Source organism: Bacteroidota bacterium, from assembly GCA_040388375.1.
GTDB lineage: Bacteria > Bacteroidota > Bacteroidia > UKL13-3 > UKL13-3 > JAAFJM01.
In genome coordinates this window covers 256,496-281,172 of the sequence record JAZKBU010000005.1, presented here as the reverse complement: position 1 = coordinate 281,172, position 24,677 = coordinate 256,496, and the positions used below count along the sequence as shown (strand labels likewise).

17 protein-coding genes are annotated in these 24,677 nt (G+C 36.8%); 11 read left to right on the top strand and 6 right to left on the bottom strand.

The features are described from left to right. The first annotated feature begins 624 nt into the window (after positions 1-624). From V4538_08770 to V4538_08745, 6 genes are all read left to right on the top strand, one after another. Positions 625-1,299, top strand: a complete 675-nt coding sequence (locus tag V4538_08770) for a hypothetical protein (GenBank protein ID MES2381120.1) — start codon at positions 625-627, stop codon at positions 1,297-1,299. Then, positions 1,296-1,589, top strand: coding sequence for a hypothetical protein (locus tag V4538_08765; protein ID MES2381119.1), 294 nt, complete (start codon positions 1,296-1,298; stop codon positions 1,587-1,589). Before V4538_08770 ends, V4538_08765 begins: the two co-directional genes overlap by 4 nt. Positions 1,590-1,636: 47 nt before the next feature. Then, positions 1,637-2,095, top strand: a complete 459-nt coding sequence (locus V4538_08760; GenBank protein ID MES2381118.1) for a hypothetical protein — start codon at positions 1,637-1,639, stop codon at positions 2,093-2,095. Between the two features lie 915 nt (positions 2,096-3,010). Then, the gene (locus tag V4538_08755) at positions 3,011-4,213 is read left to right on the top strand and encodes a toll/interleukin-1 receptor domain-containing protein (protein MES2381117.1); all 1,203 of its coding nucleotides are present in this window, start codon (positions 3,011-3,013) and stop codon (positions 4,211-4,213) included. Between the two features lie 188 nt (positions 4,214-4,401). After that, positions 4,402-5,472 (top strand): toll/interleukin-1 receptor domain-containing protein, encoded by a 1,071-nt coding sequence (locus V4538_08750; protein ID MES2381116.1) that lies wholly within the window; start codon positions 4,402-4,404, stop codon positions 5,470-5,472. Positions 5,473-5,611: 139 nt separating this feature from the next. After that, positions 5,612-8,818: a M1 family metallopeptidase gene (locus V4538_08745; GenBank protein MES2381115.1), complete on the top strand. Its 3,207-nt coding sequence runs from the start codon at positions 5,612-5,614 to the stop codon at positions 8,816-8,818. Between the two features lie 133 nt (positions 8,819-8,951). Here the strand turns inward: V4538_08745 and dtd are convergent, their stop codons facing one another. The 3 genes from dtd to crcB are packed head-to-tail and all read right to left on the bottom strand — an operon-like array spanning position 8,952 to position 10,705. Further along, complete coding sequence (gene dtd / locus V4538_08740; protein ID MES2381114.1) at positions 8,952-9,404, bottom strand: D-aminoacyl-tRNA deacylase; 453 nt, start codon at positions 9,402-9,404, stop codon at positions 8,952-8,954. 12 nt (positions 9,405-9,416) lie between these two features. Continuing rightward, positions 9,417-10,340, bottom strand: coding sequence for a ribosome small subunit-dependent GTPase A (gene rsgA / locus V4538_08735; GenBank protein MES2381113.1), 924 nt, complete (start codon positions 10,338-10,340; stop codon positions 9,417-9,419). Then, positions 10,340-10,705 (bottom strand): fluoride efflux transporter CrcB, encoded by a 366-nt coding sequence (gene crcB, locus V4538_08730; protein ID MES2381112.1) that lies wholly within the window; start codon positions 10,703-10,705, stop codon positions 10,340-10,342. Before crcB ends, rsgA begins: the two co-directional genes overlap by 1 nt. A 581-nt stretch (positions 10,706-11,286) precedes the next feature. Between crcB and tnpA the strand changes: the two genes are divergently transcribed. The 4 genes from tnpA to nadD all read left to right on the top strand — a co-directional run bounded on the left by tnpA (position 11,287) and on the right by nadD (position 14,187). Next, positions 11,287-11,733 (top strand): IS200/IS605 family transposase, encoded by a 447-nt coding sequence (tnpA, locus tag V4538_08725; protein MES2381111.1) that lies wholly within the window; start codon positions 11,287-11,289, stop codon positions 11,731-11,733. Between the two features lie 419 nt (positions 11,734-12,152). After that, complete coding sequence (locus V4538_08720) at positions 12,153-13,025, top strand: YicC/YloC family endoribonuclease (protein MES2381110.1); 873 nt, start codon at positions 12,153-12,155, stop codon at positions 13,023-13,025. Positions 13,026-13,046: 21 nt separating this feature from the next. Further along, the gene (gene gmk, locus V4538_08715; protein ID MES2381109.1) at positions 13,047-13,610 is read left to right on the top strand and encodes a guanylate kinase; all 564 of its coding nucleotides are present in this window, start codon (positions 13,047-13,049) and stop codon (positions 13,608-13,610) included. 1 nt (position 13,611) lies between these two features. After that, positions 13,612-14,187, top strand: a complete 576-nt coding sequence (gene nadD, locus V4538_08710) for a nicotinate (nicotinamide) nucleotide adenylyltransferase (protein ID MES2381108.1) — start codon at positions 13,612-13,614, stop codon at positions 14,185-14,187. Positions 14,188-14,195: 8 nt separating this feature from the next. On the opposite strand, the gene V4538_08705 is transcribed toward nadD, so the two are convergent. From V4538_08705 to V4538_08695, 3 genes are all read right to left on the bottom strand, one after another. Then, the gene (locus V4538_08705; protein ID MES2381107.1) at positions 14,196-14,570 is read right to left on the bottom strand and encodes a DUF2809 domain-containing protein; all 375 of its coding nucleotides are present in this window, start codon (positions 14,568-14,570) and stop codon (positions 14,196-14,198) included. A gap of 134 nt (positions 14,571-14,704) precedes the next feature. After that, on the bottom strand, positions 14,705-21,964 hold the full coding sequence (locus tag V4538_08700) for a PKD domain-containing protein (protein ID MES2381106.1): 7,260 nt from the start codon (positions 21,962-21,964) through the stop codon (positions 14,705-14,707). A gap of 523 nt (positions 21,965-22,487) precedes the next feature. Next, positions 22,488-22,931 carry a DUF1572 family protein gene (locus V4538_08695; GenBank protein MES2381105.1) on the bottom strand — a complete coding sequence of 148 codons (444 nt, stop codon included), beginning with the start codon at positions 22,929-22,931 and terminating at the stop codon, positions 22,488-22,490. 216 nt (positions 22,932-23,147) lie between these two features. Here V4538_08695 and proS point away from each other — a divergent pair, with 216 nt between their 5' ends. After that, entirely contained in the window at positions 23,148-24,632 is a 1,485-nt protein-coding gene (gene proS, locus V4538_08690) for a proline--tRNA ligase (protein MES2381104.1), read from the top strand. The last annotated feature ends 45 nt before the right edge of the window (positions 24,633-24,677 follow it).

Below are 24,677 nucleotides of genomic sequence, written 5' to 3'. Positions count from 1 at the left end.
GGTGTTGAAACTTAGTTGAGAGGACTTGAGATGTTGTGGAGAGGTGTTGAAAGATGCCTGAGAGGACTTGAAAGATGGTTGAGAGGTGTTGCGATGGAGCTGAGAGGTGTTGAAACTTAGTTGAGAGGACTTGAGATGTTGTGGAGAGGTGTTGAAAGATAGCTGACGGAGTTTGAATAGGAATATTTGCCATTGCAGGCGTCCTCACCTGTAATCAGTTTCTCTCTTTTTATCTTGATACTTTTTGCATTGCCAAAAAAGTATCCAAAAACGCTAGACAAAAAAATGCTTCTCCCCACAGGCCTGATGCATGGCCCGCTTTTTTGTCGGGCTTACGCTCGCATCCTTTTTGTATTTGGAGAGTGGTTATGAAATTTTGTGGAGAGGTGTTGAAAGATAGCTGACGGAGTTTGAATAGGAATATTTGCCATTGCATACGTCCTCGCCTGCAATCAGTTTCTCTCTTTTCTTATTTCGTTACTGCCCTATTTTTTTATTACATATATAAATGAGTATTTACACCATAAAAAAAGAGTATTTATACTACTAAAAAAGAGTACTTTTCCTATTGTAATCAGGGAAATAGTGTTTTTATATTTGTCATAGCCTATTCAATTACCCAAAATGACAAAGACAAAAACTCTCATCGCATTGTTGATTACAATGAGTGTATCGACATTCCTATCGGCAAAATCAAAATCAGATTTAAGATTCAATAAATCTTTGATTGAAACAATTACTTCTATAAAAGAAGAGCCGACACCATTAGAAGCTTACAGCACATTAACAGCCAATTTGCTGAATAGCATGAATGCGCTGAATACTGTTAATTTTTGCGCTTTAAAAACAATATTACAATCCAACAATACCAACGAAAATAAACTAACAGCTATTTCTTATAATACCGGCTTAGCAGATATATATAAAGCCATGGTTGAAATAAACACATTTACAACAACAAATACCGATTTAATACAATCGGATGCAACAAGAAATGCTTTTGTGGGTTTGTTAAAAGAAAAAGTGCCTTATTTAGGCGCAACCGAAAGACCTAATATAGATTGCAGAGGCTATTTAGCAGCACAGGACAACTGCGCTTATAATTTTGGTTTGTGTTTGGCAGCAGCTTGTTTAACGGGTCCTTTAATGGGTGTAATGACAGGTCTTTGCGGGCTTGCTGTTATGGGTTGTGTTGATGCAAATGATAAAGCTAACCCGGCATGTGCAGCTATGTATGGTATAAACATACTACCAAATGCCGATACTTATTCAGAATTTAATAATATTTGTAACCAATGAAAAATACTAAAATAAGAAATGTGCTGGTTGTTTTAACATTAGCATCTGCCGTATTTTTTTACGCATTCAAGCCTACACCAAAAGTAAGTAATTACTTACTAAGCGGGTTAATTGCCCTTATATTGCTTGCTTTAATTAACGATGTGATAGCCAAAATAAAAGATAGGAATCATGCAAAGTCGCAGGTAATTAAACAAAATACATTATCTATCCAATATCAAATTGTTTCTAATATTATTGGTATTGCGGTTATGATTGCTGCGTTGTTTTTCTTTCTGAGTAGAATCTGAGCAAAAAGGCTTTTCTCCATGTGCTTCATGCACTCCATTCATTACAAATGAAAACAGGTATTATTCTCTTAATGCTTATCTTATTATTGTCAGGCTGTGCGGACAACATCCCTGTTCAGCGTAATGCTTTGGTGGGTACATTTAAAGATAAAGAATTGAGTTATTGGGAACACTTCCATTTGTTTTTTATACAAGGCAAGCACCGCTCGGCTAACCATACGCTAACCCTCCATAACGACTCTACCTTCAGCTTAACATCGTGTTACAATACCGTTACAGGTGCATGGAAAACCAGTGCAGACAGCTTGTTTTTATTATGCCAAAACAATGTTTGGAATACGGATAGCTTACAAAAAACCAAAGCATCTATACCCTGTTTAGATAAATGGATTGCATTCCATGTAATAGCCAAGGAGCATTTACAATTGAAACTGGAAACCACCACCAAACAGGATTCAACCGACAACGAAGTAAAAAGTGTGTTGTGGCTGGAGAAAGAAAATTAAGTAAACCCAAACATAAGCCTTCAACACAATAACACTCATCAAGACAATAACATTGCATCGCAACACAATAACATTACACTTCAACACAATAACATCACATCTCAACACAATAACATCACTCGCCAACACAATAACATTACATTTCAACACAATAACATTACCCTCCAACACTATAACATCACTCGTCAACAGGCAAACATTACATCTCAACACAAGAACATTACATTTCAACACAATAACATTACATTTCAACACAATAACATTGCATCGCAACACAAGAACATTACATCTCAACACAATAACATTGCATTGCAACACAATAACATCGCTCGTCAACACAAGAACATTACATCTCAAGACAAGAACACTGCACTCCAACACAATAACATTACAACGCAAGACAAGAACATTACATTGCAACTCAATAACATTACTCGTCAAGACAATAACATTACATCTCAACACAATAACATTGCATCGCAATACAATAACATTACCCTCCAACACAAGAACATCACTCGTCAACACAATAACACTGCATTGCAACACAATAACATTACACTTCAACACTCAAACATTGCATTTCAACCCCAAAACAACATTAAACCCTTTTAATACCTGTAGTATAAATACCCTTTTTTAGTAGTATAAATACTCTTTTTTCTAGCCCGGTTGTTCCACTAAAAACACCACTTTGACTTTTATTTATTTTATTTTCAATTATTTAAAGCCCATTTTTATTAAACAAAACTACCTAAGCCGCCAAAACTGAACCAAGCAAGCCCTTGTTTGTAACTGTTTTTATAAATAAGTTTGATTAAAGTGAGTTAGACCAATACACCCCAAAATGGAGAGGTTAATCTCATATTATGGCGCCTATTCACAAGTTAGTGGCAAGCATAACACGGACATAAAATGACAGATTTACAAGAGAAAATAGAATCATTTCAAAATTTACTTGTTGATATTGCAACAAGTGGAAACCGTCCAGAGGAAGAGGAGAAATTTAAACAATTAAGAACTGCGTTAGTTACGAATAATGAAATAAAAAACCAGCTTCCTGACTTTGTAAAGACAAATAGAACTATTTCTCAATTCTGGCAATTTATAAAGGGAAAGTTTACAACTTACGCAGAACGAAAAACTTTTATTTGGAATCAGTTTTCAGATGTTTTAGATTACCTTGAGACAGGACAAAGTGGAAATATAGAAATCCCTAAATCAAATAGTCAAATAGTAACAATGAAAGATAAACTAATTAAAATTTTAGAACAGCAAAAAGAAATCGGAGATAACTTTTTGCTTCAAATTGAAGGGGTTTCCAATTCTAAAGAACTTGATACATTTATAGCAAAATATGACAATTGGACAACTGTTACTATGAAAATACTAGATAAGGCTTATGTTCATAGACAGCTATTTCAAATGTTTTCTGGTGCTTCAAATTATTTAGGCAATGTTTATGCAGACCAAGACTCTTTTAAAGGTAAACGTGACAGAGTTCTATATTGCTTGCCAAAACAACTCGGACACTTAAAAACAGCAATAGCACATACACAAAGTTTACGAAATATAGACTTATTGCCTTTTGACGACCAACTTATAACTATTGAACTTCCTCAAAATAAAATACAAAATATGAGCAAATTATTTATCAGCCATTCTTCTCAAGACGACCCTAAAATCAAACCATTTATTGACTTGATTGAAGATATTGGTGTTCCTCACAGTCAAATATTTTATTCCTCTCACTCAGCTTATGGTGTTGGACTTGGTGAAAATATTTTTACTCGCCTAAAAACAGAATTAGAAGGCAATGTTTTTGCTCTTTTTATATTAAGCGATAACTTCTACAAAAGTCCTGTTTGTCTTTGTGAAATGGGAGCAGTTTGGATAAAATCGAGTAAACAGATTCCGATTTTAATTCCGCCCTTTGACTACAATTCAATTCAAGGTGTTTTTCCAAACTCACTTGGCTTTAAAATGGACGACAAAAAACAACTTAACAGTTTTAAAAGCGAGTTAGAGTCATATTTCAATTTGACACCAATAAATATTACGAGATGGGAAGAAAAACGAGACGAATACCTTTTAAAAATTAATGAATTATTAAAATGAATTAGATACCAGCCACTAACACGGGTTTTGCATCAGTCGGGGTGACATACAAATTTTGAGCTTCTAATAAACCTTAGTAATAAATTGAAGCTTTATGCTCTGAAACCCGCCCGAACGCAAAGCTCGGAACCGTTAGCGGAAACTAAAAACATGGCTTTACACCAAAACTACATTAAGTCAACATCCATATGGATACTAAACAAAAAGAATATGACGTTTTTATTTCTCATGCAACAGAAGATAAAAAGGATTTTGTGCGTCCACTAGCCGAAACCCTTTCATCTTTAGGGTATCGGGTTTGGTATGACGAATTCACAATTTCCGTTGGTGATGGGCTTCGGAGAGCAATAGATAAAGGTATTTCTAAATCTAGATTTGGTATTGTCGTTTTGTCTAAAGCCTTTTTTGAAAACGGCTGGACTAACTACGAGCTAGACGGGTTAATGCAGTTTGACACAGAAAATCGGGACGAAGCTATAATACTTCCCATTTGGTACAACATTAGAAGAGAAGATGTTTTTTCATACAGTTCCAGTTTAGCGAATAAAATAGCTATTAGTACAGACGGTGAGGATATTGATAGGGTTGTAAAGGAGTTAGAGAAAAAGATTGGGGAATATTTTTATTCTGTGAACAATCAAGGAAAAATAGTGCGTTCGAACCAAAAAGTAAATATTGATTTTTCCAAGAGGGAAAAGAAATTTCAATTCATCTGCAATAATATTTCCCACCGCCTCTTTACCAAAGAAAAAAGCGTTGTTACTAGCGATGTTACTATCTACCCTTATAGTAAAGACTTTAACACTCTTAAATTTAATCATTGGCAATCGAATATTGGTCAAATACAATTAGTTAGGCATGTAGCTTATGATTTGGAAAATGGTCATTTAATTAGCACGAAGAATGAAATTATAAAGAATGATGGGAATAATTTTGTTTCAGCCGTGGAGTTTAATAGGCCATCAAGCGGTCCTGTGCGCGTTGTATGTGAAATAAAAACGACTAATCTTTTCAAATCAATTTTCCAAGAAGGTTCAGACGAATTTGAAGTTTACCATCGTTTACCAATTGAACACTACTCCTTTTCTTTATTCCTGCCTCATCATGAAGATTTTTCCAAAATAGAGTGTTACATTAATGGAGAAATAGTTGACTTCTCTATTGCTCCAGGAGGACGACAAATACACCATGAGATATTTGGAACAGAATTATCGAAAACAATTTATTCATTTGTAAATGAAGAAAAGAAACAATTTTAGTATTCCGCTAACAGCACCTACAAGAAATTGGCGGTTCAGTGCCACGCTAGAGTGAGCTTCTGCTCCTTCCAAATAACTATAACTTACCGCCCACACCAAGCCATTTGTTTATTTGTGTTATTTATTGTTTTTTTAACGCATGAATACACGCTTAGCCCGTTTATGTTTACTTATTTTAGTTGGCTGTTTTGGCCAGGCCCAAAGTCAGACTTACCGCAGTACGGATAATCCATACTACTGGAAAAACAAAATGCCTTATACGGGCTACTGGCAACAGGATGTACATTATAAAATCAAAGCCAATATTAACGATGCTACCGATGTAGTAGAAGGCGAAGAAGAGCTGACCTATTACAATAACTCGCCCGACACCTTGCACTTTGTGTATTTCCATTTATACCAGAATGCATTTACCAAAGGTGCTTACCTGGAAAACCTAAACCTGGCCAATAACTTTAAACAGCGTTTTGGCAAATACGAAGCCGCAGGCAAAGGCACCGAAATAGCCCGTGTAAACATAGCTGGCAGTGCTGCCAAAATTGAATTTACAGACAATACGATTATGAAGGTGAATTTAAACGAGCCTTTATTACCTAACACATCAGTCAATTTTGCTATACAATTTAAAACTTATTTTGACGATGGCGGCAACCAGCGCAGGCGTATGAAGCTGTACAAAGACCGTTGGGGAAACAAACATTACAATGGTGTACACTGGTATCCGCGTATATGTGTGTACGACCGGAAATTTGGTTGGGAAACCGACCAGCATTTAGGCAAAGAGTTTTATGGCGATTTCGGGCAATACGATGTAGAGCTTACCTTTCCGAACAACTATATTATGGATGGCACGGGTGAGCTGCAAAATGAAAGCGAAGTATTGCCTGCCGACTTACGCGCCAAGTTAGATATAAAAAACTTTGAGAAAAAGCCCTGGGAATCGGCTCCAGATACTACTTTAATAAAACGCGATGGAACCACTAAAACATGGAAGTTCCATTCCATTAATACACACGATTTTGCTTGGACAGCCGACCCTACTTATCGTTTAGGCGAAGTACAGCTTACCTTAAAAAAAGACAACAACCGCATGGTGCGTTGTATTGCTTTGGTGCAAGAACCTCATGCCAGTGGTTGGCAGGATGCGGCTTGGTTTTGCGCCAAAATAGTAGAGCTATACAGTAATGATATTGGTGTATTTGCTTACCCTAAAATGATAGTAGCCGATGCGGCAGACGGTATGGAATACCCCATGATTACTTTAGATGGTGGACGCAGCCCCAGCTACTACGGATTGTTTGCGCATGAAATTGGGCACAATTGGTTTTTTGGTATGGTGGGAAATAATGAAACGTATCGTGCCAGTTTGGATGAAGGCTTTACGCAGTTTTTAACCCATTGGAGCATGAGCCGATTAACGCAGGAACAACCTGTGGTGAATACCAAAAACCAATGGATAAAAAAATACTATCGCCCTATGCCCCTGCTGGACCAAAATGTATACTTAGGTTATATACGCGATGCCATGAACGATGATGACCCACCTTTAAACACGCATAGCGATGACTTTAATGGCGCTTTGAATCATGGTGGTGGTTATGGCAATGTGTATTACAAAACGGCTACTATGTTATATAGTTTGCAATACGTATTAGGTGAGAAACTATTCTTAGAAGCTTTGCAAAACTACTTTAACCAATGGAAAATGGCTCACCCCTATTTCGAAGATTTCAGAACAAGTATTATACAATATACCAAAACCGATTTGAATTGGTTTTTTGACCAATGGCTGGAAACCAGTAAACATATAGATTACAGTATTGAAAAAGTAAAAGCAAATAAAGACAACCAATACCAGATTATATTTAAACGTAAAGGCACTATGCAAATGCCTGTTGATTTTACGGTATATACTAAAGATACCAATTATACTTACACCATACCCAATACTTATTACAACAAACCCGGTAATGCTACCACACTGCCTGCGTGGAAAGGATGGGGTTTATTAAACCCAACCTATACCGCAACCGTACAGTTACCTGCCGGGGCTAAGCTGCAAAATGTAATCATTGATCCAACCTATCGTTTAGCCGACATCAATCAGTTAAACAACAGCTATAAAAAACCTATTCTGTTTACCTTTGATTATATGTTCCGCAATCCACCCGACAGGAAACATTATATACTGAGATGGCGACCTGATGTTTGGTACAATAACTACGATGGTGTAAAAGCGGGTATTCACTTTAACGGACATTACATGCAACAAAAACATGTATTTAAATTTACGGCTTGGTATAATACCGCATTAGGCACTAATTATAACTTAAGCGATTACAAAACTAGCAGCGAAATATATCCTGTTCACTACAACCTGAGCTACCAGCACCGCATAGCCAGGTTAACGGATTTACAAATTCAATCGCGTGTATTGGATGGTTTGGTATTGAATAAAATAGGTATTGAAAAAACGAAGGGCACTTGGGTATATAAACTGAACGTAAAAAGCATGCGCAGGGTTCAGCTATACTACTTACCCGGCTATACAGGCTTTGCTGTAAACGGGCAAAATATATATCCAAATCTGTCATCGTACGACCAATGGAATAATACTTTAAACCTGGAGCTGGATAAATATTATGGCAATGCCATAGGCACAGGTAAAATAACCTTGGGTTTACGCAGCAGCACCATTTACTCTGATTTTGATTATGCAAGCTTATACCTGAACATAGTGCAAACCAAAAACCTCCACAAATTTGAATTACGCACCCGCTTACATGCGGAATACATTACAGGTACCAACATTGCACCCGAATCGCAATTGTATTTAGCAGGAGCCAACCCCGAAGAAATGGTAGAAAATAAATATACCCGTTCGGCTGGTATAGTACCTGCTTCGTGGGCTTCGTATGGCGATAATTACAACCACTTTCAAGCGGGGGGCGGATTAAACATAAGAGGTTATGCCGGGTATTACACACCTGTTAACGACAACAATCAACAATACTTATTATACAGCGGTAACAAAGGTGCAGCTATCAATATGGAACTTGATTTTGACAACTATATACGCCTTAAGCCACGCTTGTTAAACAACTTCCATTTAGATATGTATTTGTTTGGCGATGCAGGTATTTTACAGCAAAATACCATTAGCACCAACTTAATGGCAAGCGCAGGACCGGGCCTGGCATTAACCGTTAAACGCTGGGCTTATTTTGATGAATTAAAACCATTGACCATTCGTTTTGATATGCCGGTGTACTTAAGCAATACGCCTTATGTTGACCAGGAAAATTTACAGTTCAGATGGGTGATAGGTATTAACAGGAGTTTTTAGTGGTAGTGGTTGGTCGGGAGACACAACCACGGACAACAAGGGTTTAGTTGGTCAGGAAAGACAAACACGGACATTGTGCTTGCCACAAATGAACGATCAGCATAACTATCGTCTATTGTCTATCAACTAGAAACTATTCCTTCAGCTTACTATCAATCATAATAGTTACAGGTCCATCGTTGGTTAAACTGATTTGCATATCGGCACCAAACACACCTGTTGCTATTTGTTGGTTGGTTAACTGGTTTAAAGTAGCAATCATTTTTTCGTATAGCGGAATGGCAAAATCAGGTTTGCTCGCTTTGATGTAAGAAGGGCGGTTTCCTTTTTTAGTAGAAGCAAAAAGTGTAAACTGGCTTACCAATAGTATCTCTTTTTTGGCATCGAGTAACGATACATTCATGACTCCATTTTCATCGTTAAAAATACGGAGGTTTATTATTTTTTGTGCCAGCCAGTTGAGGTCTTCCTCGGTATCGCTGTCTTCTATACCCAATAAAACCAATAAGCCATTTCCTATACTCGAAAATACTTTGTTATCTATACTTACACTGGCTGAAGTTACTCGTTGAATGATTATACGCATGGATAATTTGTTTTAATTAAACACATCTTCATTCGCCATAATACTCAAATAACTCTGGTAACGCTCGGCAGGAATAATGCCTTCTTCTATGGCTTTTAATACCGCACATTGAGGCTCATTTATATGTTGGCAATTGTTAAACTTACACTGCCCTATAAAAGGTTTCATCTCTTTAAAATAATGCGATAGCTCCGCATTGTTTAAGTCAACCACCCCAAACTCTCTGATGCCCGGAGTATCTATTATAAAACCTCCAAAACTCAGCGGGTGCATTTGTGCAAATGTAGTCGTATGCTGTCCTGTAAAGCTTGATTTGGATATAATACCCGTTTTTAAATTTAAATCAGGTTCAATGGCATTTAACAACGATGATTTCCCTACGCCCGAATGCCCTGCAACCAGCGTGGTTTTATCTTTTAAAAATGCCTTTATTTCCTCCAACCCTATATTATCATTTACCGAAGTTTTAATATACGGATAACCTACCTTTTCATGGTATAAATCAATCGTATCCTGCAATACACCTTCCAGTCCATCGGTACATAAATCAACCTTATTAAATACAATGGTAGTTGGAATATGATAGGCTTCGGCAGTAACCAAAAACCTGTCGATAAAACCCAACGAAGTAGTGGGAAAAGCAATGGTTACCATTAACAATGCCTGATCGATATTACTGGCTATAATATGTGTTTGTTTTGAAAGGTTACTGGCCTTACGTATAATATAGTTTTTGCGGGGTTCAATGGCATGGATAACGCCATTTTCGCTATTGGGTTCTAATTCAAATTTTACTTTATCGCCTACGGTAATAGGGTTGGTATGTTTAACCCCTTCTAACCTGAATTTGCCTTTTAAACGGCAATTCACAATCTCCCTGTCAGGTTTCATTACCTCGTACCAGCTACCCGTAGATTTTACAACAATTCCGTCCATTAACTTTTAATTGAAAAACCTAAATAAGCAAAACCAATACACACCACGTTGCTTAATAAAATATATGTAAATGCCTGCTTAATGAGTTGTTGCTTAAACATCAATACTACTTCAAAAGCAAAAGCCGAATAAGTGGTAAACCCACCTAAAACGCCTACAATAAGCAATAACTTTATATCGTTAAAATTCCCGTTATTCATAAATAAAGCGTAACACAGGCCAATGCAAAAGCAACCAATGGCATTTACCAAAAAGGTATTAATGGGGAAATGAATTTGGGTATAATCTTTCAGCAAAACCGAAAACAAATACCGCAAAACCGCACCCAATGCACCGCCTAAAGCCACTAATACAATTGATTTCATGTCGGGCAAATATAAGCGAATTATTATCAGCGCAAACGCTGGTTTTTTTCATGTATATCACATAGGATTATTTATATTCAACTCCTTCGGAGTTGGATTCTGCACAGAGTTATATTAATAACCCTGCATTTCATGCAGGGTTATTAATATTCAACTCCTTCGGAGTTGGCTTTAGCTCTGAGTTTTGCTCTTCTTCTTTATTCCTCTGCATTGTATGCAGGGTTATTCATATTCAACTCCTTCGGAGTTGACTTTAGCTCGGAAAGCTATGCGCTTCTTCTTTATTCCTCTGTATTGTATGCAGGGTTATTCATATTTAACTCCTTCGGAGTTGGCTTTAGCTCAGAAAAGCAGGGAATTTTAGTTCCATTGGAGTTGTTGTTTAGAGATGTATTAAAAATGTACTTGCCTTATAACTCCTTCTTCGTAGTTACATTTATAATAATACCAAGAGAAACTCCGAAGGAGTTTAATTTGAATAACATCGGGTGAAACCCGATGAATGACACGCCCAGCAACCATCCCCACAAACAACTCCGAAGGAGTTGAATAACAGAAACCATTATCCTATTATTGTATATATGAGCACTTATACCCAAATACTTTATCAAATTGTCTTTAGCACAAAATACAGAGCACACACACTCAATAGGGAAAATCAACAAGAGCTGTATCAATACATTTCAGGCGTTTTAAAAAATAAAAATTGCCACTTGTATCAAATTGGAGGAGTAACTGACCATATCCATATTTTGACCCATTTACATCCGAGTGTTTCCCTTGCTGCATTAGTTAAAGACATTAAGCTATCAAGTTCTGAATTAATCAAAACCAATAATATTTTTTCTGATTTTGCAGGCTGGCAGGAAGGTTATGGTGCTTTTACTTACACTATCGAAGCCAAAGACAACTTGATAAAATATATCCAAAACCAAGAAGCACATCACCATAAAAAAACCTTTAAAGAGGAATATATTGAATTGCTAAATGAGCATGGAATTGAATTTGACGAGAAGTATCTTTTGTAAATTGTAAATATTCAACTCCTGCGGAGTTGGTTCATATACTTGCTTTCATGCTATACCGTACTTTGCTGTAGAGTTATTCATGTTCAACTCCTCCGGAGTTGGGTTTTGCGTAGATTTATGCTCTTCTTACTTTATAACCCTGCATTTCATGCAGGGTTATTCATATTCAACTCCTTCGGAGTTGTCTGGAGAAATGTGCTTGCCTTATAACTCCGAAGGAGTTGAACTTGAAGAATACCGGGTGAAACCCGGTGACTAAACCAATAACATGCCAAACAACTCCGAAGGAGTTGAATAAGAACAGCGAGTGCAATCTGGTACGGTAACAAACAACGCTGAAAGAGTTGAATAACCAAAACCATTTTATCAATTGCCCTTCCAATAAATTAATTTACTTTCGCGTTCCTTTTTTTATAAATATGATTAAATCAATGACGGGTTTTGGGCAAGCCGAAACCGATACAGAAAACTTTCTATGTAAAGTTGATATCAAAGCCTTAAACGGCAAATTTTTAGATATTAACATACGTATGCCACGTAATTTACAAAACAAAGAATTAGAGCTGCGCAATGATTTATCGAAAAAGCTGGAAAGAGGCAGTGTAAACATTAGCATTAATATTACACCCAAAAACACCAGCAGCCAGCTGTTACCCATTAATCAGGATGTAGCTCAGTTTTACTTAGCCGAAATTAATAAAGTAGCTGACCAGATAGGTATTGCCAATACACAATTGTTTAAATCTATTTTCGATTTCCCGGGTATTATTCAAAGCAAGGAAGATGAAGGTACCAACGAAGAAGACTGGAAAGTTGTAGTAAATACGGTAAACAATGCTTTAACCGAGTTTAACAAATTCAGGTTACGCGAAGGTGAAAACTTAAGTACAGAACTAAGCAATTTATGTAACAGTATTCACTCCAAGCTAAAAGCACTGGAGCCTTTTGAAACAGCCCGTGTTGAGTTTATACGCAACAAAATAGCCAAGGAGTTAAACAGCTTACAAACCGATTTAATTGATAAAAACCGTTTTGAACAAGAGTTAATTTACTACATAGAAAAGCTTGATATAAACGAAGAAAAATCGAGACTGAGCGAGCACTGCCAATATTTTTTACAAACCTTACAACAAGAAACCAATGGTAAGAAACTAGGTTTTATAGCCCAGGAAATTGGCCGCGAAATAAACACCATCGGCAGCAAAAGCAACGATAGCAATATGCAACGTTTGGTAGTGGAAATGAAAGACGAATTGGAAAAAATAAAGGAACAAATTAACAATATTTGCTAAGCCCGAAACGAAGAAGTATTCATGAATAAAGTAATTATATTTTGTGCACCCAGTGGCAGTGGTAAAACCACCATTGTTAAACATTTGTTACAGGTAAATAAACAACTGGCCTTTTCTGTTTCGGCTTGCACCCGCTCGCAACGAGCCAATGAAGTACATGGAAAAGATTATTACTTTTTAAGCCACGAAGATTTTAAAAACAAATTGGTTCATGGTGAGTTTTTAGAATACGAAGAAGTATATGGAGGTAATTTTTACGGTACTTTAAAATCGGAAATTGACCGGATTTGGGCAGAAGGAAAAGTGGTTATTTTTGATGTAGATGTAGAAGGAGGATTGAACTTAAAAAAATATTTTAACGAAAAAGCTTTAGCCATTTTTGTAAAACCACCAAGTATTGAAGTATTAGCCGAACGCTTAAAAGAACGCTCTACCGAAACAGAAGAAACGTTACAAATGCGTATAGGCAAAGCGGTATTAGAGTTGGCCTATGAAAACAAATTTGAAACCGTTTTGGTCAACGAAAACTTAAGCACTGCTTTAAGCAAAGCCGAGCAATTGGTGAATGATTTTATAACCCGATAATATGAATATAGGTTTATTATTTGGATCGTTTAACCCTATACACACAGGCCATTTACTAATAGCCAACTATATGGTTGAATACACAGAGCTGGATAAAATTTGGTTTGTAGTAAGCCCACAAAATCCGTTTAAGGTAAACGATGAATTACTGGATGAGAATTTGCGTTTGCAAATGATAGAACTGGCCATAGCCGATGATGACCGTTTTGAAACCTGCAATATTGAATTTAGTTTACCCAAGCCTAACTACACTTCATTAACGCTTGCTACACTCACGCAGAAATATCCGGAGCATACCTTTACTCCTATTATTGGTGGCGATAATTTACAAAGCTTTCATTACTGGAAAGATTACCAGACCATACTCAGCAACTACCAATTGTTTGTTTATCGCAGGGCAGGCTTCCATGAAAACCCTTTGCTGGCTAACCATAAAAAAATATCACTTTACGAAGTGCCTTTACTCAATATATCTTCTACTTATATCAGGGAAACTTTACAGGCAGGTAAATCTATCCGTTACCTAGTACCTAAGCTGGTAAGGGAGTTTATTGAGAAGAATAATTTATACCGATAATCGGTTATTTATTTTTTTGCAGTGTAATTAGTTTCTATAACTATTACTAAGACGGCACCCAAAGTATAAGCCAGCATGTCTATCCACTCAAAAGAGTTACCCAATACCACGTTTGCTAAAGTATTGTTTTCCAACCCCAGCCATTTAATAAAGTTTACATACTGCAAATACTCTATTAAATAAGCAAATAACAGCACTGCAATGGCTAACCATTTTATGGCTATGCGTAAAAATATTTTACAAAAGCAGTAAATCAAAATTACAACCAACAAATCACCTACATAAGGTCTTATAATAGTATCGTGAACATAAAGGGCTATGTATACTTCCACCATAAATAAAACCAAAGTAAACAACACATACTTTTTTTGATAAGTAAGCATATAACGTTTTTACATTAAGCAAGGCTAATATAAATAAAAAAGTCGAAGCACAAGTGCTCCGACTTTTTCCTCATTAGAAGAGACATTTAAAAAGAACCACCCCAAATTGGAGCGGTTCTTCTTAAACAATTTAATTATTGAATTTTAATAAATCTTCCTGTCATTAAAGCTTTAGAATCATCATCAGTTACTAAAATAACTGAGTAAACTCCGCTTGCCAATGAAGAAATATCAACGTTAATAACACCAGATTGAACAGTATATCTGAACGATGTAACCTCTACACCGGTTGATGAAACTATTTTCAATCCTTTTACGTTTGCATCTTTCACATTGTGTTGAACAGTGATTTGTTGAGATGCAGGAGTAGGATACACAGAAATAGTATTGCTTAATTTAGAAATAACTGGAGCTTTACTAGCTTCCGATATAGGCACAATGGCTTTACGGAATTTATAGTCATGCTCACCAACGTTAGATTGAATTAAATCTCTGGCTATAGGGCTGTATACAGTATTCATGTTATCAATACTTGTTAAAGTACTGCGTTGTTGAGTAGTTAATACAGGGTTTTTAGCTAAAGTAATTACTATTTCTAGTATAGTACGTAAGTCTTTGTTTATTGATGATAATGAAGCAGAAGCTAAGTAGCTTGAAGCCATTTCTGGTTTACCAACTGCTATGCAATTGCTTACAATAATACGTGCAGCTAAGTTTTTATCCATTTTAGAATCTAATATGGCCTGAGCTCCTGTAGTTGTTGCATTTTCACCTTTAAACATTTGAGCACTTGCCTGACCAATTACTGTACTTTGTTTTTTATCCAAAGATTCATTAATCATATTAGCACTCATGTCTGCTGTGCTTTCACGTAAGGTATAAATTCCAGTGCTGGTTTTAAATACCCATTTGTCTAAGTAATAAACATCACATACGTTATACTTATCTAATTCATTTTTATTATAAGTACTTGATATTTGTTGTCCGCAAGCAGCAGTTGAGTAGAACATATCAGGAGGGCTTGAAGTTGAAGTACCACTGGTAAATAATACACCAAAGTTACCATCTTCTGTTATACCCATATTAGAGCTAATGTCTAAAGTTCCAACATTTCCGTTGTTACTCATAAACGTATTTCTACCTGCATCAGTTGGGCCTCCAGGATTTCCTAAAGTACCTACGTAGTCAACAATTTCCAAACCTGTTTTATCATAATTGTATAAGTAATTATTATAAATGGCAGGTAAATTATTACCCGGATTAGAACTATGTACATAAAGAGGAGTATTCATGTTAAATATACAATTAGAGAAAATAGAAGTACTTCCATCTCCATTTATGTCTTGAATACCAATTCTACTAACTCCATTAGTATTCATTGCATTGATATTGTTACATGAAACTACACTTCTTCTGGTTTCAGTAAGGGTTATACCTACATTACTACTACTTGTAATAGTATTTGATGCAATGTATAATTCATCTGTATGTGAACCAAACATACCTAAAGAGAATCCATTTAATTTATTGTCTTTGATATGCGTACGGTATGAGCTTTCAACAAAAATACCACCGGCAGTTGAGTTAGCCAAACCATTGTCTAATTGGTTTTCGTAAACAAGCACAGGAATATCACAATTAGTTATCCTTATTTGGTACTTATCGTAACTTTCTCTTAAAGTATTTATTTTGATGTTGTTTTTCTCAATAGCTACTACATTTTGGTTTCTTGTAACATCAATTGATCTGAACATATCATTAAATTGATTTTCTGATATGGTAGCATTTGCTTGTTGTACATAAATACCCATGAAATAGTTATTAGTGTTTTGAGGCTGAACATGTCTGAACTGATTTTGGGCTATTAAGCCACTCATTCTTGTATCATACATTTTAATACCCCAATACTCATCAGGTGTAGTTGCATATGGTAATTGGCTTTCATCAATTTCGAAAGTATTACCACTTATAGATTGCTGTCTGTTTGATTTAGTCATTTTAACAGCAATTTGGCATTTCAAGAATGAGTTATCACTTAATCTTACACCAACAGAATTACCATCAATATCAACACCAATAGTTGCATTTTTGATAGTAGTTGTATTAATCCAACCTGAAGATGCATCTAAGAAACGTAAACCTTTCCAGATATCATCTTTAGAGCAAGGACGTAATACTGAATTGTTACAACGGATAATTGCATCGTCATGGAAAACAATTGTTCCATTAGGACCAAATACACAATCAACATTGGTAATATCAAGTATAGTTGAACCAACCACATTAACTACTGCGTTAATGTAATATTTGTTAAACCAGAAAGTACTTGTGTTTATAACCGTATCTGATAATATTGATGTGAATGCAGCGGTGGTAGTTCCAAAGCAGCAGTTTTTCTCTTCAATAGTTATAGATACAGATGTTTGACAGCATTTACCTTTGCTAATTATCAATGTATAAGTACCAGGTAACGTAGCAGTATAAGTATATCCTGAACCTACAACTGAACCACCTAAATACCATGTGTAATTATAAGCAGTACTTTGTATATCAACAGAAATTAAAATACCAGTAGTTGAACCTGTACATAATACCGGAGGTACTGAACCAGTACTTAAAGTAAATATAGGAAGTGCAATAAAGTTAATCATAATAGGAGCTGAAATTGCAGGACAGAATTGAGTCGGATCAATTGGAATGTAATGCAATGTATAAGTTCCTGATAATGTAAACGTGGTTGCTAAACTACCATAGGTTGGTATTGGCGCACCATAAGGGCTTGCACCTAAATACCACTGACCTGTCCAGCCATAAGGCATAGTTCCAGTACAGAAAGTAGTGCTGTTACCACAAATGTCGTAACATCCTTTTGGTAATTTATCCATTCCGGTAGGTAACACAGGCTGTAAGTTATACTGTGTTTTAGCAGGACAGAAATTAGCATCAAGTACACTTACTTTATACAAGCCAGGTGAAGAAACACTGATACTAGGTGCAGTACTTCCATTATTCCATAAATAGTTAAAGGCAGGAGTTCCTCCGGATACATTAGCTGTCAATGAAACAGTAGAACCAGGACAGAATAATGCAGAAGGACTTATGTACACATAAGGAGAAGGGAAAATGGTAAAGTTCTGCGTTTTTGTATCGCTACAACCAAATACATTGGTTACAGAAAGTGTTACCGGCCCACTGCTTGTGGCATAAATGTACGGTTGCGTAGAAGTTGCACCAATCGGATAATTCCAGTTATAAGTATATCCTGTTCCGGCAAATGCTCTTATTAAAGCAGGGTTACAAAGCGGAGCACTCGAAAGTATAATAGCTTCCGGAGCCGGTTTGTACAAGAATTTAATCGGACCTACTTTAGTAGCGCAGTTCATGGTATTAAACACAGTAACATAGTAATCACCTGGTTCAGTTACATTAATAGAAGGTGCACTACTTCCGTTAGACCATGAATAGGTGTAAGGGCCAGGAGGGGCTGTTAATGTATAAGGAGAACCCGGGCAAATATTAAACACTGTACCTGAGGCTGTAGGAGTACCATTTACTCTTATGTTTCCAGGAACAAACGGAGGCTGAATGGTAAATGATGCTGTAAACGTATTGGTACAAGGTATATTGTCAGTTACTTTTAAAGTAGCTGTCCAAATCCAAGGGCCTGCTCCTGATCCCGGAGGGAATATAACAGTAGGATTTTGTAAGAATGAAGTAATTGGTAAAAGTCCGCTACCTGCTGGAGGAGTGAATGTCCATTCCCATTTAATTAACGGAGCTGAATAAGGCACAGATTGATCTAAGAAAGATAGAGCAGCACCTGCACAACCTCCGCAAGAAACAAAGTATGCTTTTAAACCGCCTTTATTAAAGGTTCCGGTAGCCACTTTAGTACAACCAGCAACCGTCATGCTTACAGAAGCATTGTAATCACCGGCAGCTAATGTACCTATTGCACCCACATTTAAAGTATTACCACTTAAAGGACCAGTTACATAAGGAGCACCTCCTCCTACCGGAGTGAGAGTCCAAGTATAAGTCGGAGTTAACGGGCTTCCAGGGCATAAAGTAATGCCATTAGCCGTTAAAATTGAAGCACCTGTGCATGGCGAATTGGTTGCCGTAACTACACCCGTTCCAAATGCATAAGGAACATTGATGTTAAATGGAAATGCTTGTGTACAACCATTGATATCTGTTACAAATGCAGTAACTGTTCTAGGACAAGCAGCAGTAGTAAATAAATGGATTGGATTTAAACCACTACCACCAGTACCATCACCAAAATTCCAAGATATTGAACTCCAGTTTGTAGCTGAATTGGTAAACTGTCCGGTACAAGGGTTATAACCACCTGGTGTAAAGGTAGCTGCATAAGGAAGTGGGCATGGAGGAGGAGGTAAACAATTATCCGTTAACGAACCTCCTAATGTTGAGGTACAACCATAACTATCAGTAATTGTTAAACTCCAAGTTCCGGTTGATGTACCTGATGAAGCTAATGCTACTGAAGCACAAGCACCCGAAGCTGATGAAACTGTAAAGCCTGTAAATGTCCATGCATAAGAAACAATGCTTCCAGAACCCGGTGTAATATTTGGACAAATTAATTCATATTTTGGACAATATGTGCCAGTAGATAATGTTACATTAAACGATGTAATAGTTGGCGGAACAGGTGTCACAATTGGTACATTAACACTACCTGTATTTGAACAAACTCCGTTGCTAACAGTTACATTATAAGTACCAACGGCAGAAACCGTAGTTGTATTAGAAGTAGGAGTAGTTCCTCCAGGTGTCCAAAGGTAACTGGCCCAAACCGGTGCTACGCGTAATTGAACATTAGGAGAAGAGCAGGTAGGACCTGTTGTTGTAATAATTACAACCGGTTTACCGTTAACGGTAATTGGTTGTGTATTACTGGTACCACAAGCTTTGTTATTAACAGTAAAACTACTGGTTACAGTACTGTTCCATTGTATTTGAACTGTTAATGTAGTACCTACATAGCTTTGACTTAATACACTTCCACCAATCACATTCCAGTCATAGTTAAGCATATCAGGGAAATTGGCTGTATAGGTATAAATATCGCCTTGGCAAATGGTACCGCCACCAATACCTACACCACTAAATGTTGGAATAGTTGCCGGTATTGATTTAACAGTATATGTTTTGCTGCTTGCACAAGGACCAACCACAGCATGGTTATAAGTTACAGTTATTACATAGTTGGTAACTACTGCCACTGATGGGAAAGTAATAACTGTAGAGTAAGCACTTGGTGAAATAACCACACCTGCTGATGGGCTTACAGTAACCGTTGCTGATCCTGTTGGATATTGCCATGCATGGTAATAAGTATTAGATGTTCCGGCACAAACTACTGCAGGGCCTGAAATATCATCGCCTGTAGCTTTAGCCCATACGGTTACATTCCAAGTATTATTGCTTGCATCATTACAATATTGAGTCGGGCTGTTATTACCAGCTGTAATAGTTCCTGTTCCAACTGTAGTCCATTTTATAGTTACAGTAGAAGCAGTCGATGATTGAATAATTCCACCATCAACACTCCAACCAGTTGGATTTAGAAGAGGTCCGCCAGGAAGTAGTAAACTATAGGTAACTACATCTCCTATACAAGCATTAGTAGGGTAAAACAGCATGTTATACTGAGGTAATTTATTGATTATTTTAGTTCCTCTTCCATGGCAGCAGCCTATAGGAAAATCAACATCAACATCAATTCTTATTGGATTACCATATGAAAGTGGATTAAATGTAAGTACATTGCTAGTAGTAGCTTGTAAAGCACCGTTAATATACCATTTATAGCAAGCTCCGGCATAATTGGTTGTTGAAACTTCTAAGTAACCTAAAGTAGAACAAATAAAATCAGGTGCATCAATTGGAATTACTGAACCAACAATAGATACCACTTCGGTTGCAGTATTGGTACAGGTATAACCACCGCCTAAAACGGTAACTGTTACGGTACCAACAGGGCCATTGCCCCAAGTAACACATACTTTGTTACCGGTAATAATTCTGTCAGCAACTACGTCACCCGAAATAGTCCAGTTATAAACCGCACCCGGTATGGCAGCAGTAGTATAACATTGTCTGCTACCTTGGCAAACTGTACCCGGGCATTCAATAGTTGGTTTTGTTCCTGATATTACATTGAATGATTTAGTAGATTTATACTTACAACCTGATTTAGTTGTAATAGTTAAAGTAGCAGTATAGCTTCCAATTAAAGTAAATTGGTGTGTAGTAAACGGAACTGTAGTAGTAGCAGTATAGCCATCACCAAATTCCCAGAAATAAGAATCAATATCAGTTAAAGGAGTAGTAGCACTGGCATCAAAAGCAACAGGAGTATTAATACAATTACCCGAAACAGTAAATACAGGTGTAATACCCGGGGTTATTATAACTTGACATTCTTTTGATGATTTACAGCCATATATTTTATGAGTAACTTCTAATTTAATAGTACCAACCCCACTTGCACCCCATGTTACACATGCAGTAGTTGAATCAGCACTGATAGAATTGATAACACCGTTGGTAACGGTCCATGTCCATATATAATCAGAGGCAACTCCATATAAAGGATCTACAGTAGAGCTATAACATTTATAACTTCCGGCACAGGCAGTACAAGGGGCTTCGCCACCTTTTACACCTTCTTGTTCACCCGGATGTACAACGCCAGCAGCATCTGCTTTATTAGGCTGGGTTCCATCAGGTCTTTCTTTTTCGCAGCATGGTAAATTAAATGCAGGAGGAGGAATTACTTTTACTTTGTATCTGAATATTTTAGTACAACCGGCAGGAGTAGTAATAGTATATGTTAAATAGTTAACACCATAAGATGACCATGTAACATTTGCAGTTGTGCTTGTAGAAGAGTTAACAACACCACCTTGCGCTGACCAGCTATAGGATGCAGGAGCAATGGTACTGGTAGCGGTGTAATTTTTAATATCGTTCTGACAGCTAACTGTGTCGCCCGTAAAAGTTACCACCGGATTAGCTCCAACAGTAATAGTAGTAGTGTAAGTGCCTCCCGTAGCTACGAGAGTTACTGTGTAAGTACCTGGGGCAGTGTAAGTGTGTACCGGATTACAATCCGAACTTGTTCCACCATCGCCAAATGTCCAAGAATAAGCAGGTCCGTTCAGCTGACTGTAAAACTGAACCGTGACGGGGACGCATCCACCGTTAGCAACATAAGTAAAACCAGCTGCCGGGGGAGCCAGCATTGCAGTGGAGGTTTTTTCCAACTTGGTGAGATAGGACCCACCGGAACTTCCCAACACCTGATGTGAGTACATCAGTAACAGCCATACAAAGGCCATAATTGTAGTTTTTTGTTTCATATAATTTAAAATGTTTAGATTAAAGCAAACCATTTTGGGGTTTGCTCTATGCCAAAAGTATAAACATTAGATGTAGGTAGTATGTAGTGGAAATACTCCATTTTCAGAGATTTATACTCTTTTTTGGAAGTGTTTTCCCTCGGTTTGTTGTAGGGTTTTTACCCTATCTTGCATGGGGTTTTTACTCTTTTTTAAAATTTAGAGATCAAAAAAAGGAAAGACCAAAAATGAAAGAATTGAAAATACATCACTGAAAAACAAATAATTAACAAAAATTATTAACAGATTAATGTGATTAAAAGAAAAAAATAGAATTAATCCCTACACAAAATATTTATTGCTTTTGTAGAAAAAATTCTCTATGAACAAAAAAACAAGTGTAATTTTCATGACCATTTCATGACACAAAGTAGTACATGCCTTAAATACACTCATTTGTCCGTCTCAACTTCGCTCAACATGACAAAATAAGAAGGAATGAGAAAGTGGAAAAGTCCGTTAAAAACAGCCGGGAAGCTGCCTTTTATATATCCAATAAACGCCTGTGGTAATTGACTTGCCCTAAGTGATAACTTAAATGACATAAAAACCGGGTTAAATAAAAGCCTGTTGTATTTGTACCCATAAAATCATACGGAAATGTTTTATTTAAATCATCGTCTGTTAACTCTGTAAAAGCCTTATTTAACAGTACTATTAAATCCTCTATTAATTTTAGTAAATCGGCTGTGCTAATGTCTTTTACTACAAACTCAGCATCTCTGTTTCTTACATAACCAGTATGTAACAAAGTAGCACCTATAAAATGGTTCATGCTGCCTATTAAATGATAACAAAGATTACCTCCTGAGTTTTTTATCTGCCCATCAATTAACCATAATTTTTCATCGCTGGTGTATAGTTCTATTTCGCGTTGTAAATTGGCTACTTCAAAAAGGTATAGTTGCTTTAATATAGCTGTTTGCATGTTTGTAATTATTAATGATTTAAAATAACAGGGCGCACAAATATTGATAAAGTATTTGATAGTTTAAAATAAATGTCTTGACTCCTGACTCTGCTCGACATGACTTTAGTTTAACATAACGAAGACCAGATATAATTGAAAGGGAATGAAATGGTTCAAAAATCATAATTCAAAAATCATAATTCAATCATTACATTCGCGCCTCAATTATTAATTATGGCAGAATTTAAAAAAGTAAAACGCAGCGAAAATTATTCAGCGTGGTATAACAATTTGGTGGAACAGGCGGACTTAGCACAGCACTCTGCTGTTAAAGGCTGTATGGTTATTAAGCCTTATGGTTATGCTATCTGGGAAAAAATGCAGGCTGAATTGGACAGACGATTCAAAGAAACTGGTCATCAAAATGCTTACTTCCCTTTGTTTGTGCCCAAAAGCTTATTTGAAGCCGAAGAAAAAAATGCAGAAGGTTTTGCTAAAGAGTGTGCTATTGTTACGCATTACCGTTTAAAAACCGATCCTGATAACAAAGGCAAACTAATAGTTGACCCTGAAGCTAAACTGGAAGAGGAATTAATTGTACGCCCTACCAGTGAAGCCATTATTTGGAATACTTACCGCGACTGGATTCAAAGCTACCGCGATTTACCTATACTGATTAACCAATGGGCTAACGTAGTGCGTTGGGAAATGCGTACCCGTTTGTTTTTACGTACGGCTGAGTTTTTATGGCAAGAAGGGCATACAGCCCATGCTACCAAAGATGAGGCTATAGCTGAAACAAAACAAATGCTGGAAGTATATGCCGACTTTGCTGAAAACATTATGGCTGTTCCGGTTATTAAAGGTATAAAAACTGAAAACGAACGTTTTGCGGGTGCTGATGAAACTTATTGCATTGAAGGATTAATGCAGGATGGTAAAGCCTTGCAAATGGGAACAAGCCACTTTTTAGGTCAGAACTTTGCCAAAGCTTTTGATGTAAAATTTGTAAGCAAAGAAAACGTAAAGGATTATGTTTGGGCTACCAGCTGGGGCGTATCTACCCGTTTAATGGGGGCTTTAATTATGAGCCATAGCGATGATGAAGGATTGGTTTTACCTCCGAAATTAGCGCCTATTCAAGTTGTAATTGTACCTATTACCGGTAAAAAAGAAGACGAAAAAGCTTTGGTTTTAGACAAAGCCAATGAATATTTTAAAGCTTTAAAGGCCAAAGGTATTTTGGTGAAATTAGACGACCGTGATAATATATCGCCAGGTTATAAATTTGCCGATTACGAATTAAAAGGGGTGCCTTTGCGTATAGCTATTGGCCCTCGCGATGTAGCTGCAGGCAATGTGGAATTAGCCAGACGCGATACAAAAACAAAAGAAATTATAAGTGGCGAAAACCTGCCTGAAACTATTCATCGCTTATTGGATGAAATACAGGAAAGCATTTATAAAAAAGCATTGGACTACAGAACGGAGCATATTCACACGGTAAATACCTGGGATGAATTTATAGATGCGCTTGAAAACAAAACCGGATTTGTAAGTGCCCATTGGGATGGCACAGGCGAAACGGAAGAAAAAATTAAAGAAATGAGTAAAGCCACTATCAGATGCGTTCCATTGGATAATACTTTGGAAAACGGTGTATGTGTGCTAACAGGCAAACCTTCTACACAACGTGTTTTATTTGCCAAAGCTTACTAAAACTTATTGTTTGTAAATAGAAATAGCCCGGTAAGTTTTACCGGG